The organism is Isosphaeraceae bacterium EP7, assembly GCA_038400315.1.
GTDB lineage: Bacteria > Planctomycetota > Planctomycetia > Isosphaerales > Isosphaeraceae > EP7.
Window position 1 is genome coordinate 964,717 of sequence record CP151667.1, and the last position, 14,011, is coordinate 978,727.

Consider the following 14,011-nt stretch of genomic DNA (forward strand, 5'->3'; position numbering starts at 1 on the left):
CAACTCGATGGGAGATCAGGCCAGGTCGGGAAGGGTGAACGGCGAGCGATACTCGCGGGTCAGCTGGGCGTTGGCCTGGGCATCCGCCCCGAAGTTCTCGGCCTGCGGGTCGAACGTCAGGGATCGCCCAGTCCGGTAGGCGATGTTTCCCAGGTGGCAGAGGGCCGTGGAGCGATGACCTTCGACGATGTCGGCGGTCTGCACCTCGCGCTTCCGCTCCCTGACCGCCTTGATGAAGTTGGAGAAGTGGTCGGGGTCCCCGCCCAACTGCTTACCATCCCCCTTGGGGCCCGGCTCGCCCTTGGGCCCGAGGAAGCTCGCCCAGTTCCCGCCATTGATCGCCAGATAGCCGTCGGTGCCGTAGTACAGGTTGCCGACCTTGACTCCCTGCTCGGGGTTGGAGGGGAGCCCCCTGACCTCGAAGATCAGCTCGCAGTCGTCGTAGGCGTAGGTGGAAATCAGGGTGTTGGGGGTCTCGCCGTCGTCCTTGTAGCCGAAGCGGCCGCCGGACGACTGGATTTTCGTCGGCCAGGTTTCCTTGCCCAGGCCCCAGCGGGCGACGTCCATCTGGTGGATTCCCTGGTTGCCTAAGTCGCCGTTGCCATAGTCCCAGTTCCAGTGCCATTCGTAGTGGAACCGGTTGGGATTGAACGGGCGCTCGGGGGCCGGGCCGAGCCAGACGTTGTAGTCGACCCCCGGGGGCACCGGGGCATCGGCCTTGATGCCGATCGACCCTCGTGGGTTGAAGCAGAGCCCCTTGGCCAAGAAGATCTTGCCGATCCCCCCCTTGCGGAGGAAGCCGACGGCCTCCTGCACTCCCGGCAAGCTCCGGTTCTGCGTCCCAGTCTGAACGATCCGGTCATACTTGCGCGAGGCCTTCACCATCGCCGCGCCTTCGGCGAAGTTGTGGCTCACGGGCTTCTCGACGTAGACGTCCTTGCCGGCCTGGCAGGCCCAGACGGTGGCCAGGGCGTGCCAGTGGTTGGGTGTGGCAATCGAGACGGCGTCGATCGACTTGTCGTCGAAGACACGTCGCAGGTCGGTCACCGTGGCAGGCTCCTTGCCTCCGCGGTCGGTGACCAGCTTGATCCCGTCGCCGAAGACGCGGTTGTCGACGTCGCAGAGGGTTGCAACGGTCACGTCCTTGCGGCCGCCGAACGCCTTGATGTGATCCTTGCCTCGCCCATGACCGGTGCCGCCGACGCCGATGATCGCAACGCGCAACTGCTCGTTCGGGCTGGCTGCGCGGGCCTTGCCGTGCAGGGCCAGGGCCGCGACCCCGGATCCGGCGCCGGCCAGGAACGTCCGACGATTCAGGTCCGACATGCTCGTCTCCCTCGGTTTCCGCGTGGAAATCGTGCGAATCGATGGGGATGCGGCCGTGCCGTCGACGACGGCGGACGGCGTGGCCAGACTTTACGGCGCCCCGTGCCCCCGGTCAATTTTCGAGCTTCGGCGTCGCACGAGATCCTCAGAGATGGAAATCGCCCGACGATTCGGGTTGATAGAGGATCTCGGAGACGCGCCAGCGTTTCCGGCCGGCCGGCACGTCCCACTCGAAGACATCGCCGACGCGATAGCCCAGCATGGCCGTGCCGAGGGGAGCGATCACGGAGATGAGGCCCATCTCGGCGTCTGCCTCACGCGGGAAGACCAGCGTGAATTCCTCCTCCTCCGCCGACTCGACCTCGACCAGGCGCACCTTCGAGTTCATCGTGATGACATCACGCGGGATCTTCTCGGGCGGGACGATCTTCGCCCGCCCCAGTTCCGACCTCAGCCCGTCCAGGTCGGTGAGATATGCGCGGCCCTCGGGGCCATCCAGGATTTCGACGAGCCGATCTCGGTCGAATTCGGTGATATAAATTGTTTTGGGTCTCATGGCAAGGCTCCGGACGCGATCTTCTCCCCACGCCCTCGATCTCGGCATGCCGATTCGGGCGAACCTCGCCATGATAACACGGACGCCGATCGTCCCCCCCGGCGTACCCTTGACTGGGCGATCAGGATCAACCTCCGTCGTGTCAGGCGACGGCGACAGGCCTCAGGTCTCCAGGGAGAATGGGGTGAAGTCGGTGGCGTAGTCGAAGTGGTCTTCGCCCTCGGCACGCTTCAGGTAGGCGACGATCCGGTAGGTGAACGGGGTCATCAGCACTTCCCAACCCACCTTCAGGCAATAGTTGGTCACCATCACCTGGAGCAATTTATCGGTTTGCCAATCGCCATAGAAGGCGATCGGGTAGAAGATCAGGGAGTCGACGGCCTCTCCGGCGATTGTCGAGCCGATGGTCCGGGTCCAGAGCCAGCGGCCGGCCGTCTGGATCTTCATCTTGGCCATCACGTAGGAGTTGACGAATTCGCCAAGGAAAAAGGCGATCATCGAAGCGCCCACCACACGCCAACTATTGCCGAAGACGGTCCTCCAGGCCTCCTGGTTCTTCCAGGTCGGGTCGGGCGGGAGGTTTACCACGGCCCAGCTCAGCACCGACGCGAACGCGATGGCGCCGAAGCCCGCCCAGACCACCTTGCGTGACCGCGCATAGCCGTAGACTTCCGTCAGCACGTCGCCGAAGAGGTAGGTGATCGGGAAGAAGAAGATCCCCGCGCCGAAGACGAATCCGCCCAGGCTGACGCGTTTAGGCGCCGAGATGAAGTTGGTGCAGATCAGGACCGTCACGAAGGCGGCCATGATCAGGTCGTAGTATTTGTACGTCCGGGCGGGGGGCGTCGACATGGTGGGCGTCGGCTCCTGGGGGCGTGGGCCGTCTCGGGGCGTGGGGCAGGGGCCACCAGCCTATCCGATCCGGCTCAGAGCCTCCAGGTCCGGTCTCGGCCGCCCGACGAAGGGGCGATCAGCAGGCCCAATGCCACCAGCACGAACCCCAGGCCCAGCCCGTAATAGGCCAGGGTGCGCACCGCGACCCCGGCGACCGTCGAACGGCCTCCGGGGTCGCGGAACAGGGCGATCAGGCAGGCCACCTGGATCAACGGGCCGACCATCCTCAGCAAGGGGGCCGCCGTCTTGCGCGAGAGTTGCACCGGTCGCGCCCCCTTCTTGTGGAAATCGGCCCGTATCCGCTTCGGTCAGACCTTCGGCAGCTCGTAGCCCTTACGCGCCTCGCGGGCGAGCAAGGCGTTGGCCTCGGCATCGCCGGGGAAGGTTTCGGTCTGCACGTCCCAGTTCAGCTTTCGCTTGGTCAGGTAGGCGATGTTGCCCAGGTGGCAGGTGTTGGTCGACCGGTGCGCGATCTCGATGTCGGCGGCCGGCTTCTCGCGTGAGCGCAGGCACTCGACGAAGTTGTTGACGTGCAGGTTGGTGCCGTCCTGCCCCCCCTTGACCGTCTTCGGCTCCAGGGTGATCTTGCGGTGCGGCTTCTTGCCGTAGACCGAGCTGATGCCGTAGGGCTCGGAGATCTGGTCGGGGATGATCTCGTAACCGCTACGGTCCAGCACCAGGCTGCCGTCGGTCCCGCAGAAGAGGATGCCGTAGCCCCGCCCCTGGAACGACAGGCCGTTGCCCTTGCGCATCGAGTAGGTCAGGCTCGCGCCACCGTCCAGTTCGTAGACCACCTGGAGGGTGTCGGGCGTGTCGCGGTTGTCGTCGGTGGTGAGGATTCCGCCGGCGGCGTAGACGCTCTTGGGACCCTTGGAATCGAGCGCCCAGAGGGCGATGTCGTTGAGGTGCACGCCCCAGTCGCTCATCATGCCGCCGGCATAGTCGAAGTACCAGCGGAAGAGGAGGTGGAAGCGGTCGCGGTTGAATGGTCGCTTGGGGGCCGGGCCCAGCCAGCGGTCGTAGTCGACATAGGCCGGGGTCTCGCTGTCGGGCTCCTTGCCCATCCCGGCCGGGCTGATGTTCTCGAAGTTCCAGGTCTGGGCCCAGAAGACCTTGCCGATTGCGCCCGAGCGAACCGCCTCGACGGCCTCGATGAAGTGGGGCGTGGAGCGTTGCTGGGTGCCGACGGCCATCACCTTGTCATACTTGCGGGCGGCCTTGAGCATGGCCTGGCCCTCGGCGACGTTGTGCGCCACCGGCTTCTCGACGTACACGTCCTTGCCCGCCATCACGGCGTGCACCGCCGGCAGGGCGTGCCAGTGGTCGGGCGTGGCGATGAGGACCGCGTCGAGTTCTTTGGTGTCGAGCAGCTCGCGATAATCGCGGCTGGTCTTGGGCGTGTTCTTCTTCGCGTCCTTCACGCGGGCCGCGGTGGTCTCGGCGTGCTTATCATCGACGTCGCAGACAAACACGCAGTCGACGTCATCGCGCTTCAGGAAGGAGTCGAGCACGCCGCCGCCGCGGCTGCCCGCGCCGATGATGCCGATCCGCACTTTCTCGTTGGCCGGGGACGCCCCGCGAGCCATCGAGGCCGCCGCGACGGTCGCGGCCGCGGTGCCGACGAAGGTGCGCCGGCTCACAGGTTCGATCGCCATGGCTGACCGTCCTCGAGGTTGTTCGTTCGTCGCGTCGGGGCGGAGAATTCGCTGGGAGAGACCGGAGGGGCCCGACCCGGGCCATCTCGTCATTCGAGATCGGCCGAATGTAACTCGGCCCGGACGGCGCCGCCAGGGGGCTCAGATCCCGCCGCCGAGCTCGTCTCGGATCGTCGGCAGGTATTTTTCCGGCGAGGCTGTGTTCACCAGCACGACCCGATCGCCGCGCCTCAGAAGCCTCCGATCCGCCAGCTCGGGGAGGGCCGCGAGCGTGGCTGCACCCTCCGGTGACCAGCCGAATCGCCTCTCAGACCATTCTCTCCGGATTGTCGACCGGATGGCCGAGTCTTCCACCGTGATCGCGGCGCCACCCGTCTGGCGGATCACTTCCAGCACCCTGGCATGCCCCACGTTGAAGGCCACGTTCAGGCCGGTGGCCACGGTCGACCCCGCGGATCGCTGGGTCACGTCATCGGCGCCGTCGTCGTACGCCCTGACAATTGGCGTGCAAGCCGCCGACTGGACGCAAATCATCCTGGGCCGCGCCGGGCCGACCAGCCCGAGAGCTTCCAGCTCGTCGAAGGCCTTGGCCATACCCACGACGCCCGTGCCGCCGCCGGTCGGGTAAACGATCACGTCGGGGAGCCTCCAGGTCCGGCTTGCGAGCCGATCGCCTGTCGGCTGGGCCATCTCCAACCCCAGCGTTTTTTTCCCTTCGGTGCGCCAGCCAGGCTCCTGGAACGTGGCGACGTTGAAGTAGCCCGCCGGCACATAATGCTCGCGCACGCGTTTTCCGCAGTCGACGATCGACCCAGGAACCAGCTCCAGCGTGACCTCGTCGGGATGGAGCTTCGCCAGAGCCGCGACGCTGCCCAGGACGGGCAGATCGGTCTCGGGAGACATGACGACGGCCACCTCCAGGCCGGCCGCCAGGGCGTATCGGGCCAGCGAGTCGCCCGCATTTCCCTGGGTGGGCACCGCCAGCCGGGTCAGGCCCAGGGCCCGCGCCATCGAGACCGTCAGGGCCATCCCCCGGTCCTTGAACGACTGCGTCGGATTGCGACCAAACTCCGCCCCGGGATGGTGCCGCCCCTCGTCCTTGACTTCCAGCGTGAACCCGATCGAGCTGGCGAGGGGGTGCGAGTAGGCAACGGACGGGGTCTGCCCCTCGCCCAGACTGACCACATGACGGGCGTCGCCGGGGTCGGAAACGTCGAGGGGCAGGAGCCCGCCGAACCGCCAGAGATCGGCGCGGGCGGGATTCCACCAGCCGTCGGCACCTCGCTCGGCCGCCAGTCGTTCCAGGTCGATGATGACCTCCACCGGCCTGCCGTCGACGGGGCAGAGATTCATCGGGCGATCGACCGGATAGGTCGCGCCGCAGGTCTGGCATCGCAGGTGGGACGCGTAACGCATCGAAATTCTCGTCCGCCTCGGGGCCCGCGAAGGCCCCGGAAACTCGTCCGTCGAAATGAAATCGAATACGCGAGGCTAGCGAAACGTCCATACAAATGTACGGTTCATCTCGCATTCGCCGCATCGCCCGGGCGGTCGGGACGTCGATTCCCGACTCACCCTCAAGTTGGCGCGGTATGCTCCCTCGACCGACCCCGCGCCTCCGCACATCAATACGCCGGCGACTGGAAGGGACGATGGTCCCGGTCCGACGCCGTCCCCCCTCGACTGCGCACGTCTCGACTGCAAAGGTGATGTCCATGGCTTACCGACTTCGCGCGCTGACCCTGCTAGCCGGCGGCCTGCTCGCCTCCGGCACCGTCACCGCCGCCGATCCGAATAAAAAAACCAAGGACGCCCCCGTCAAGGTCGATGACGCTCCCCGTGTTGACCTGCTCGAAGGCCTCCGTTCCGGCGAGATCGGTGTCGACGCGGAGAGCGCCGGCGAAGGCAAGATGACCCTGCACATCACCAACCGCGGCAAACGTCAGCTCAACATCGTTCTGCCCCCCGGCCTCGTCGCGAGCGGTGCCACCGGCCAGATGGGTGGCATGGGCGGCGGCATGGGCGGCGGCGGTATGGGCGGCGGCATGGGCGGCGGCGGCATGGGCGGCGGTGGTATGGGCGGCGGTGGCATGGGCGGCGGTGGTATGGGCGGCGGTGGCATGGGCGGCGGCATGGGCGGCGGCGGTGGCCAGCAGGGCGGCGGTGTCGTCCCCGCCATGATGGGCATGCGAATCCTGTCCAGCCTCATCATGAGCCTGACGGGTGAGACCGACACCTGGGACTTCACCTCGTTCCAGCGCGGCATGGGCGGCATGGGCGGCGGCGGCATGGGTGGCGGTATGGGTGGCGGTATGGGTGGCGGCATGGGTGGCGGTATGGGCGGCGGCGGTATGGGCGGCGGCGGTATGAGGTCGGTCGCCCCGACCGGCCGGCCATTCGCAACGCTCAACGCCGGCCAGTCGCGGCACCTGCCGATCCAGCTCACCAGCCTCAACAACCCCGAGCAGGGCAACGGCCAGCTCGCCCCTCAGAAGGGTGAGAAGCTTCAGCTCGGCGAGATCAGCGAACTCACGCCGAACCCCAGGGTGCAGAAGGCCCTGAAGAAGCTCGCCGCAGACAAGGCTCCGCAGGCGATCGCTCAGATGGTCATGTGGAACGTCGCCGCTGACCTCGACTGGGACGCCATTGGCCGCCTGGCCCAGCCCTGGGCCAACGCCCACGAGCTCTCCCTGGCCCGCACCTTCGTCGAGACCCTCGACTCGGCCCCTGCCGCCGACAAGTCGGTCGAGAGCGGCGTCCTGATGGTCGAGGTCTCCGTCAAGGGCGATCGGGCCAAGCTGGCCGACGCCTACAAGGCTTGGCTCAAGGACAAGCTCGTCCTGGGCCTGAAGACCGAGCTGACCGTCCCCGAAGCCCCGACCGGCCCGGCCGTGGCCTGCAAGGTGACCCTCACCGACGAGGGTGCCACCGTCACCGTTGGTGTCAGCGACGGCCCCGGCGAGCGTTGGCTGCCCGCCGGCAAGTTCTCCCTGCCGCTTGAGAAGTCCGCCAAGCCCGAAGCCCAGCTCGAAGCCCTCGCCTCGGGCGTCTCCGAGGGTGTCCTCGGCCGCCTGGTCCGCGCCCAGCTGACGAAGGGCCCGAAGGTCAAGGGCAAGGACACCTACCGGGTGAAGGTCGAGAACTACTCCCCGTTGATCCTCAACGGCGTGGCCCTCATCGGCCAGACCCCCAAGGCGGATGAGCAGCCCAAAACCCTCGCCGGAATGTCCCTGGCCCCCCGCCGCAGCTTTTCGTTCTCGGCCACCGGGGACGTCGTCGAGAAGCTCGGCCTGAAGAAGGGGATCAAGGTCTACGCCGCCGACCTCAGCGCTCTCTGAGACTCGGTTGCAAGAACCTCTGAAACAAAAATCGCCGCCCCGGGACGAGATTCGTCCCGGGGCGGCGTTGTTGATCCAGGCAAGCCGAGTCGATCCGCGCCGGGCCCACCGAACTTGGCCCTGCGATGGGTTGTCCGGCTGTGATAAGATGGCTTCGGTCGGCTGCCTCGAGGGCGTCGACGCGAAGATCCAAGAAGGTTGCCGAGCGGCCGGCGGTTGGCCGGCGATGCTCCGTGCGAGAGGATGCGATTGCGATGATTGACCCCCGCGTGGCCGGCGGGCTGCGGGACGTGCTCCCCTCGGTGATGATCCCGCGGGAGCGAATGCTAGCCAAGCTGCGGCAGACGTTCGCCGGGTTCGGGTTCGTGCCCATCGAGACCCCGCACATCGAGCGCATGGACGTCCTCACCGGCAAAGGCGCCGGGTCCGACGAGGTGCTCCGCCAGATCTTCGAGGTCGTGAACAAGGGGGGCGAGACGGGCAAGCTCGCGCTCCGGTTCGACCTGACCGTGCCGCTCGCCCGCTTCGTGGCCAAGCACGTCGACCAGATCGGCATTCCCTTCAAGCGCTACGCCATCGGCAGCGTCTTCCGCGGCGAACGCCCCGCCAAGGGTCGGTTCCGCGAATTCACCCAGTGCGACTTCGACACGGTTGGCACCGAGAGCCCCGTGGCCGACGCCGAGACCGCTCAGGTCATCTACGAGTCGCTCAAGGCGATCGGCGTCCCGGCGTTCACCATCGCCCTGAATAACCGCAAGGTGCTCGACGGGCTGCTCGACACCCTGGGGATCCTCGACCGCGGGCCCGCCGTTCTCAGGGCACTCGACAAGCTGGCGAAGATCGGCCGCGATGCCGTGCGGGCCGAGCTTACCCGCGGCGAGAAGCTCGAAGGCGCCGAGGGCCCTGCCGGCGGGGCTTCGCTGACCGAAGACCAGGCCGACCGCGTGCTCGATTTCGTCGAAGCTGGGCGGGGCAGGGTCGACGTGCTCGACGTCGCCGAGCGCACGTTGGGATCAAACCCGAGGGCCGCCGAGGGGCTCGCGAACCTCCGGACCATCGCCGAATTGCTCGACGCGGGCGGCGTCCCCCCCGACGCCTATGCATTCGATCTCGGGCTGGCTCGCGGCCTCGACTATTACACGGGCGTCGTCTTCGAGACCACCGTCGTGGGCTGGGAACGCTACGGTAGCATCAGCTCCGGCGGGCGGTATGACGACCTCGCAAGTCTGTTTACCACCCGAAGGCTGCCCGGAGTGGGCGCCTCGATCGGCCTCGACAGGCTGCTCGCCCTGATGGAAGAGGCCGGCTGGCTGAAGGGTGCGTCGACCACCGTGCCCGTCTTGGTCGCTCAGTTCCCCGGCGTTGCTCCAAGTGTGCCGGTCAAGCTGGCCACCATCCTCAGGGCTGGCGGCATCGGCGCCGAGGTCTACCCCGACTCGATTCAGGTGGGCAAGCAGATGGGCTACGGCTCGACCCGCGGCCACCTGCTCGCCGTGATCGTCGGACCTGACGAGGTGGCCAACCAGGTGTTTAATCTCCGCAATCTAACCACCCGCGCCGAGACGAAGGGACTGGCCTGGTCCGACCTTGTCTCGACCGTCGGCGAGGCCCTGGGCCGGGAGCCCTCCCGATGACACCGGCCAATCTCTCGCCCGCGCAGGCCCCGCTCGAACCATTGCGTGGCGTGCGCGACTGGCATCCCGGCGAGTTCGCCCAGCTGGCGACCCTGGAAGCTCTGTTTCTCGATCGCTTCGCTCGAGCCGGCTACGACCCCCTGCGCACGCCGGTCCTGGAGCCGACCGAGCTGCACGAGCGCAAGAGTGGCGCTGGGATCGTCGGAAAGCTGTTCGAGCTGGCCGGAGACCCGGGCGGCCGAGTCTGTCTGCGTCCCGAGCTGACCGCCGGGATCGTCAGGGCTTACGTCGAGGCACCCCACGTACCGGCCTTGCCCTGGCGCGTCAGTCACGTCGGCCCGGTCTTCCGCCACGAGGAGCCGCGGCCGGGCCATTTGCGAGAGTTCCAGCAGATCGGTGTCGAGCTTCTGGGAGCCTCCGGGCCCGAGGCCGACGGCGAAGTGATCTGGCTGGCCGACTGGGCGCTCGCCGAGGCCGGCCTGCCCGAAGCCACCATCCGGATCGGACACGTCGGCCTGATCCTCGAACTGCTCGAGCGCTCGGGCCTGCCCGCGCCCACCCGCGCGGCGTTGATCGAGATGCTCAGCGAGGCCGCGAGCGCAGGCCGAAACGTCAGGGCGTTGGAGCAAGGCCTCGAGCAGCTCGCCAGCTCATTGAGCGTGGGCGATCCCGGCGAGGCCCCACCCGCGATCGTCGAGGGCGACACCGCCGGCGACGACCGCCTCTTCCGTACCCTCGTCCCCTCGATCATTGGCAGACGTTCGGGCGGCGAGATCCTCTCCAGGCTCCGTCGCAAATGGGAGCTCAACCACGGCCTCCACGGCGCCCTCGACCGTGTCCGTACCCTGGTCCACGAGCTCGCCGATTTGAATGGCCCCGCAGAAGACGTTCTCTTCCGGCTCGCCCGCGACTATCGCGACGTCGCTCCCCAGTCCGTCGCCGCGCTCGAGTCGCTCGTCGGCTCCCTCAAGGATTACGGGGTCGACCCTGCACGGATCGTCCTCGATCTCGGCTTTGGCCGCGGCATCGGCTTCTACTCGCAGATGATCTTCGAGCTCGTCATCCAGACGCCCGAAGGCCCCGTCGAGGTCTGCGGCGGAGGACGATACGACGGCCTTTCCAGGGTCCTTGGCAGCAACCGCGATCACCGCGGGGTTGGTTTCGCCCTCGGCCTGGAACGCGTCCTGCAGTTGCTCGACGCACGCAGGGGTGGCCCGGCGAAACCCGCCCCGGCCCGCGGCCTGTTGATGGTCGCCGCCTCCGCCGAAGCCGTCGGCCACGCCACCCGGGCTGCGACCGGCCTCCGCGCCGAGGGGATCCGCGTGGTCCTCGAAGTCGAACGGCCCGTCGCCTCGCTCATGAAGTCCGCCGCCGAGGCGGGTCTCGCCCGGATCGTCGAGGTCGACACCGCCGGCGGGATGGTGACCATCGACCCCGTCGACGGGGCCCGGATCAAGCTCGTTCACGGGGATCTCGCCCGTCTCGCTGACCAGGACCGCAGACGATGACCCCGACCCAACACCCGCAGACCGCAACGCCGCCCGTCGACCCCATCCGCCTGGCGGTCCCCTCCAAGGGGCACCTGTACGAGGGGATCGTCGACGCCCTGAAGACCGCCGGTTACAAAGTGCGCCGGGCCAGCGACCGTCAGTATGAGGCGACAATCTCCGGCCAACCCCGGTTCCACGTCGTCTTCATGCGGCCGACTGACATCGTCACTCAGGTTCAGGAAGGACGCTGCCACCTGGGCGTCACCGGCATGGACCTTTACGCCGAGCGCGCCGGCGAGGCCCACCGCACGGCCGTCGTCACCCAGGACCTCGGATACGGCGGCTGCCGCCTGGTCGTTGCGGTGCCCGAGAGCTGGATCGACGTCACCCATGTGATCGACCTTGTCGACCTCACCGCCGAGTTCAAAGCCGCGGGCAAGACCTTCCGCGTCTCCACCAAATACCCGAACCTCACGCGCGCCCACCTCCGCAAGTGGGGCGTCTACTACTACCAGCTCATCGACTCCGACGGCGCCCTGGAGCTGCACCCGACGCTGGAGATCGCCGACATCATCGTCGACCTCACCAGCTCAGGTATCACCCTCAAGGACAACCGCCTCCGCGAGATCGATGGGGGCACCGTCCTCGACTCCGCCGCCTGCCTCATCGGCCACGCCCCGACGCTCCGCACCTTGATCGAAGAAGGAGAGGCCGGCCAGCTGGCCCTCCTGCTCGACGCCCTCGACGGCGTGAAATCGTCCGAGGGGATGCTCCACCTCGAAGTCGTCGGCGGCCCCGCCGAGCCCGGCGCCGACATCGCCTCCAAGGTCGCCGCCTACCTCCACGACCAGGGTGCCCAGCACCTGGCGCGGGGCGAGGTCTGGGACCAATCCGGCACCCCCGGCTGGCGAGTCACCGCCCTCATCGCCGCCAAGCGACTGACCGCCTGCCAGCGACAGCTCTTCCGCCTGGGTGCCGCCCGGGTCGTCGGCCTCCCCACCCGCTTCGTCTTCGACCGCGACGGCCTCTCCACATTCGACCGACTGAAGACCACCCTTCACACCTGACCGGGGCGGGTGGTCTCAGGTCCGCAGCGTCGCCCCGAACGCCGTCGCGCAGGCCGCGACGATCTGGGTCACCAGGGTGTCGACCTCTTCGCCGGTCATGGTCCGCTCGGGATGTCGGAACTTCAGCCCGAAGTGGACGCTCTGCCGTCCCTCGGGCACGTTCCCGCCGGCAAAGGAATCGAGATACTGCACCGCCTCCAGCAGCGGCCCCGCCGCGAGGCTCGCCTGGGTTGCGAGATCGCCCCAGGGCAGTCCACGCTCGACCACCAGCGAGAGGTCGCGCATCACGGGCGGTGACGTTGGTAGCGGCTTATGCTGCGGTACCAGCACGCTACGGTCTTGCAGCATGTTGAACGACAGTTCCGCCGCACAGGTTGGCCCACGCAGGTCGACATCCAGCTTGCTCAGGCCCGATCGCTCGACCTCGCCGAGGAACCCCAGCCATTCGCCGTCGACCCGGAGTTCTGCCGATTTCCCCGCCGTGAACAAGGGAAGGTCGCGCGGCGTGAATGTCAGGGCGCCCGGAATGTGCAGCCGACCGACGAGGGCTTCGATGACCCCCTTCAGATCCAGGAATGACGTCTTGCCGACAATTGCCAGCCGGGCTGGCTCCTCGGGCAGCGCTCCCGGCCTGGGCAGGTAGACCTGGCCGATCTCGAAGAAGTCGGCCTCGGCCTGGCCGTGCGACTCGTTGTAACCCCGGACCGCCAGCAGGCTCGTCACCAGAGAGCGACGTAAGCAGGTCTCGCGTTTGCGGCTGGAGTGATTCACGCGGATCGGCGGGGCGTCTTCGGCGGTCGGATCCAGGGGGGCAGACTGTCCCTCGGTCACCAGGCTGTAGGTCGCACTCTCGTCGAATCCGAGTCCCGTCAGGGTTGATCGTACTTCGGCCTCGACCCTCTCGCGAACTCCGCGCGACGTGCTGACCAGGGGAACGACCCGATCTTCGGGAACATGGTCATATCCGTGGATCCGGCCGACTTCCTCGATCAGGTCGATCTCGCGTTCCAGGTCGGCACGCCAGCTTGGCGGCACCACCGTCAGCGAGTCGGGCGTCGAGCCCTCGTCCTTCAGACCCAGCGCCTTCAGGATGCGTGCGACTTCGGATCGGTCGACCGAGATCCCCAGGATCCGCTCGATTTGCCCGAGACGGAGGGTGACCGGTCGGCGTTCGGGCCGCGTCCTGCCGACGTCCAGCACCCCCGGATGCAGGGTTCCGCCGGCAAGATCCAGGATGAGCTGGGCGCATCGGCGACTCGCCCAGTCGGTCGCGTCGGGGTCCATCGCCCGCTCGAATCGCCGGCTCGCCTCGCTCGGCAGGTTCAGCAAGCGGACAGTTCGCCTGACGCTCGACGCATCGAACTGGGCCGCTTCGAGGAGCACGTCGCGGCTGGAGTCGCCGATTTCGGTGTCGAAGCCGCCCATCACCCCGGCGATGCCCACGACGCGCCCGGCGTCGGCGATCACCAGTGTCTCGGCATCCAGCTCATAGGCTTTGTTGTTGATCGCCTTGAACGGCTCGCCCTTGGTCGCCTTTCGGACCCTGAGCGTCCGCCCTTGCAGCCGGGCCAGGTCGTAGGCGTGAAGCGGCTGGCCGGCCTCGAACATGACGTAGTTGGTCGCGTCGACCACGTTGTTCACTGGCCGCTGGCCAAGGGTTTCCAGACGCTTGCGCAGCCACCAGGGGCTCGGGGCGACGGTCAGGCCGGTGATCGCCCTCGCCGTGAATCGGGGGCAGAGACCGGACTCGTCGATTGCCACGCTGGCGAGCGTCTCGACGGACGCCCCCGACGTCGTCGGCCTCGGGTCGGGGAATCGCACCGGAAGATCGAAGATGACGCCGATCTCGCGCGCCACGCCCAGGTGACCCAGGCAGTCGGGTCGGTTGCTGGTCACTTCCAGGTCGATCGCCAGGTCGCCGCCGACCTCTTCGGTCGACTCGTGGTTCAGGCCCGTCAGCGCCAGCCGCTCGGCCAGCGCCTCGGCCGTCATTTCGAGTCGAAGGTAGTCGGTCAGCCAGTTCCAGCTCACGATCATGGGAAGCCGCCCGT

Annotated in this window: 11 protein-coding genes; 4 read left to right on the forward strand and 7 right to left on the reverse strand. The window is 67.5% G+C overall.

Going from position 1 to position 14,011, the window contains the following annotated elements; genetic code table 11:
• Positions 1 to 15: 15 nt before the first annotated feature.
• The 6 genes from EP7_RS03830 to EP7_RS03855 all read right to left on the reverse strand — a co-directional run bounded on the left by EP7_RS03830 (position 16) and on the right by EP7_RS03855 (position 5,847).
• Positions 16 to 1,326: a Gfo/Idh/MocA family protein gene (locus EP7_RS03830; protein ID WP_463526263.1), complete on the reverse strand. Its 1,311-nt coding sequence runs from the start codon at positions 1,324 to 1,326 to the stop codon at positions 16 to 18.
• A gap of 145 nt (positions 1,327 to 1,471) precedes the next feature.
• Entirely contained in the window at positions 1,472 to 1,882 is a 411-nt protein-coding gene (gene rnk / locus EP7_RS03835; protein WP_463526264.1) for a nucleoside diphosphate kinase regulator, read from the reverse strand.
• A 162-nt stretch (positions 1,883 to 2,044) separates the two neighbouring features.
• On the reverse strand, positions 2,045 to 2,734 hold the full coding sequence (locus EP7_RS03840) for a queuosine precursor transporter (protein WP_463526265.1): 690 nt from the start codon (positions 2,732 to 2,734) through the stop codon (positions 2,045 to 2,047).
• 74 nt (positions 2,735 to 2,808) lie between these two features.
• The gene (locus EP7_RS03845) at positions 2,809 to 3,039 is read right to left on the reverse strand and encodes a hypothetical protein (RefSeq protein ID WP_463526266.1); all 231 of its coding nucleotides are present in this window, start codon (positions 3,037 to 3,039) and stop codon (positions 2,809 to 2,811) included.
• 45 nt (positions 3,040 to 3,084) lie between these two features.
• A complete protein-coding gene (locus EP7_RS03850; protein WP_463526267.1) occupies positions 3,085 to 4,431 on the reverse strand; it encodes a Gfo/Idh/MocA family protein in 1,347 nt (448 codons plus the stop codon).
• A 141-nt stretch (positions 4,432 to 4,572) separates the two neighbouring features.
• Positions 4,573 to 5,847, reverse strand: coding sequence for a threonine synthase (locus EP7_RS03855; RefSeq protein ID WP_463526268.1), 1,275 nt, complete (start codon positions 5,845 to 5,847; stop codon positions 4,573 to 4,575).
• A gap of 299 nt (positions 5,848 to 6,146) precedes the next feature.
• Here EP7_RS03855 and EP7_RS03860 point away from each other — a divergent pair, with 299 nt between their 5' ends.
• The 4 genes from EP7_RS03860 (at position 6,147) to hisG (ending at position 11,960) form a co-directional block, all read left to right on the forward strand.
• Entirely contained in the window at positions 6,147 to 7,769 is a 1,623-nt protein-coding gene (locus tag EP7_RS03860; RefSeq protein WP_463526269.1) for a hypothetical protein, read from the forward strand.
• A 254-nt stretch (positions 7,770 to 8,023) separates the two neighbouring features.
• A complete protein-coding gene (hisS, locus tag EP7_RS03865; protein ID WP_463526270.1) occupies positions 8,024 to 9,403 on the forward strand; it encodes a histidine--tRNA ligase in 1,380 nt (459 codons plus the stop codon).
• Positions 9,400 to 10,911 carry a histidine--tRNA ligase gene (locus EP7_RS03870; protein ID WP_463526271.1) on the forward strand — a complete coding sequence of 504 codons (1,512 nt, stop codon included), beginning with the start codon at positions 9,400 to 9,402 and terminating at the stop codon, positions 10,909 to 10,911. The genes hisS and EP7_RS03870 overlap by 4 nt, the downstream gene beginning before the upstream one ends.
• Complete coding sequence (gene hisG / locus EP7_RS03875) at positions 10,908 to 11,960, forward strand: ATP phosphoribosyltransferase (protein ID WP_463526272.1); 1,053 nt, start codon at positions 10,908 to 10,910, stop codon at positions 11,958 to 11,960. Before EP7_RS03870 ends, hisG begins: the two co-directional genes overlap by 4 nt.
• A gap of 15 nt (positions 11,961 to 11,975) precedes the next feature.
• Here the strand turns inward: hisG and pheT are convergent, their stop codons facing one another.
• Positions 11,976 to 13,997, reverse strand: coding sequence for a phenylalanine--tRNA ligase subunit beta (pheT, locus tag EP7_RS03880; protein WP_463526273.1), 2,022 nt, complete (start codon positions 13,995 to 13,997; stop codon positions 11,976 to 11,978).
• Between the last annotated feature and the right edge of the window lie 14 nt (positions 13,998 to 14,011).

What these genes read in the sequence shown, in the direction of transcription:
- EP7_RS03830 (WP_463526263.1), bottom strand. Translation starts at nt 1,326, where the DNA reads ATGTCGGACCTGAATCGTCGGACGTTCCTGGCCGGCGCCGGATCCGGG.
- rnk (WP_463526264.1), bottom strand. Translation starts at nt 1,882, where the DNA reads ATGAGACCCAAAACAATTTATATCACCGAATTCGACCGAGATCGGCTC.
- EP7_RS03840 (WP_463526265.1), bottom strand. Translation starts at nt 2,734, where the DNA reads ATGTCGACGCCCCCCGCCCGGACGTACAAATACTACGACCTGATCATG.
- EP7_RS03850 (WP_463526267.1), bottom strand. Translation starts at nt 4,431, where the DNA reads ATGGCGATCGAACCTGTGAGCCGGCGCACCTTCGTCGGCACCGCGGCC.
- EP7_RS03855 (WP_463526268.1), bottom strand. Translation starts at nt 5,847, where the DNA reads ATGCGTTACGCGTCCCACCTGCGATGCCAGACCTGCGGCGCGACCTAT.
- EP7_RS03860 (WP_463526269.1), top strand. Translation starts at nt 6,147, where the DNA reads ATGGCTTACCGACTTCGCGCGCTGACCCTGCTAGCCGGCGGCCTGCTC.
- hisS (WP_463526270.1), top strand. Translation starts at nt 8,024, where the DNA reads ATGATTGACCCCCGCGTGGCCGGCGGGCTGCGGGACGTGCTCCCCTCG.
- EP7_RS03870 (WP_463526271.1), top strand. Translation starts at nt 9,400, where the DNA reads ATGACACCGGCCAATCTCTCGCCCGCGCAGGCCCCGCTCGAACCATTG.
- hisG (WP_463526272.1), top strand. Translation starts at nt 10,908, where the DNA reads ATGACCCCGACCCAACACCCGCAGACCGCAACGCCGCCCGTCGACCCC.
- pheT (WP_463526273.1), bottom strand. Translation starts at nt 13,997, where the DNA reads ATGATCGTGAGCTGGAACTGGCTGACCGACTACCTTCGACTCGAAATG.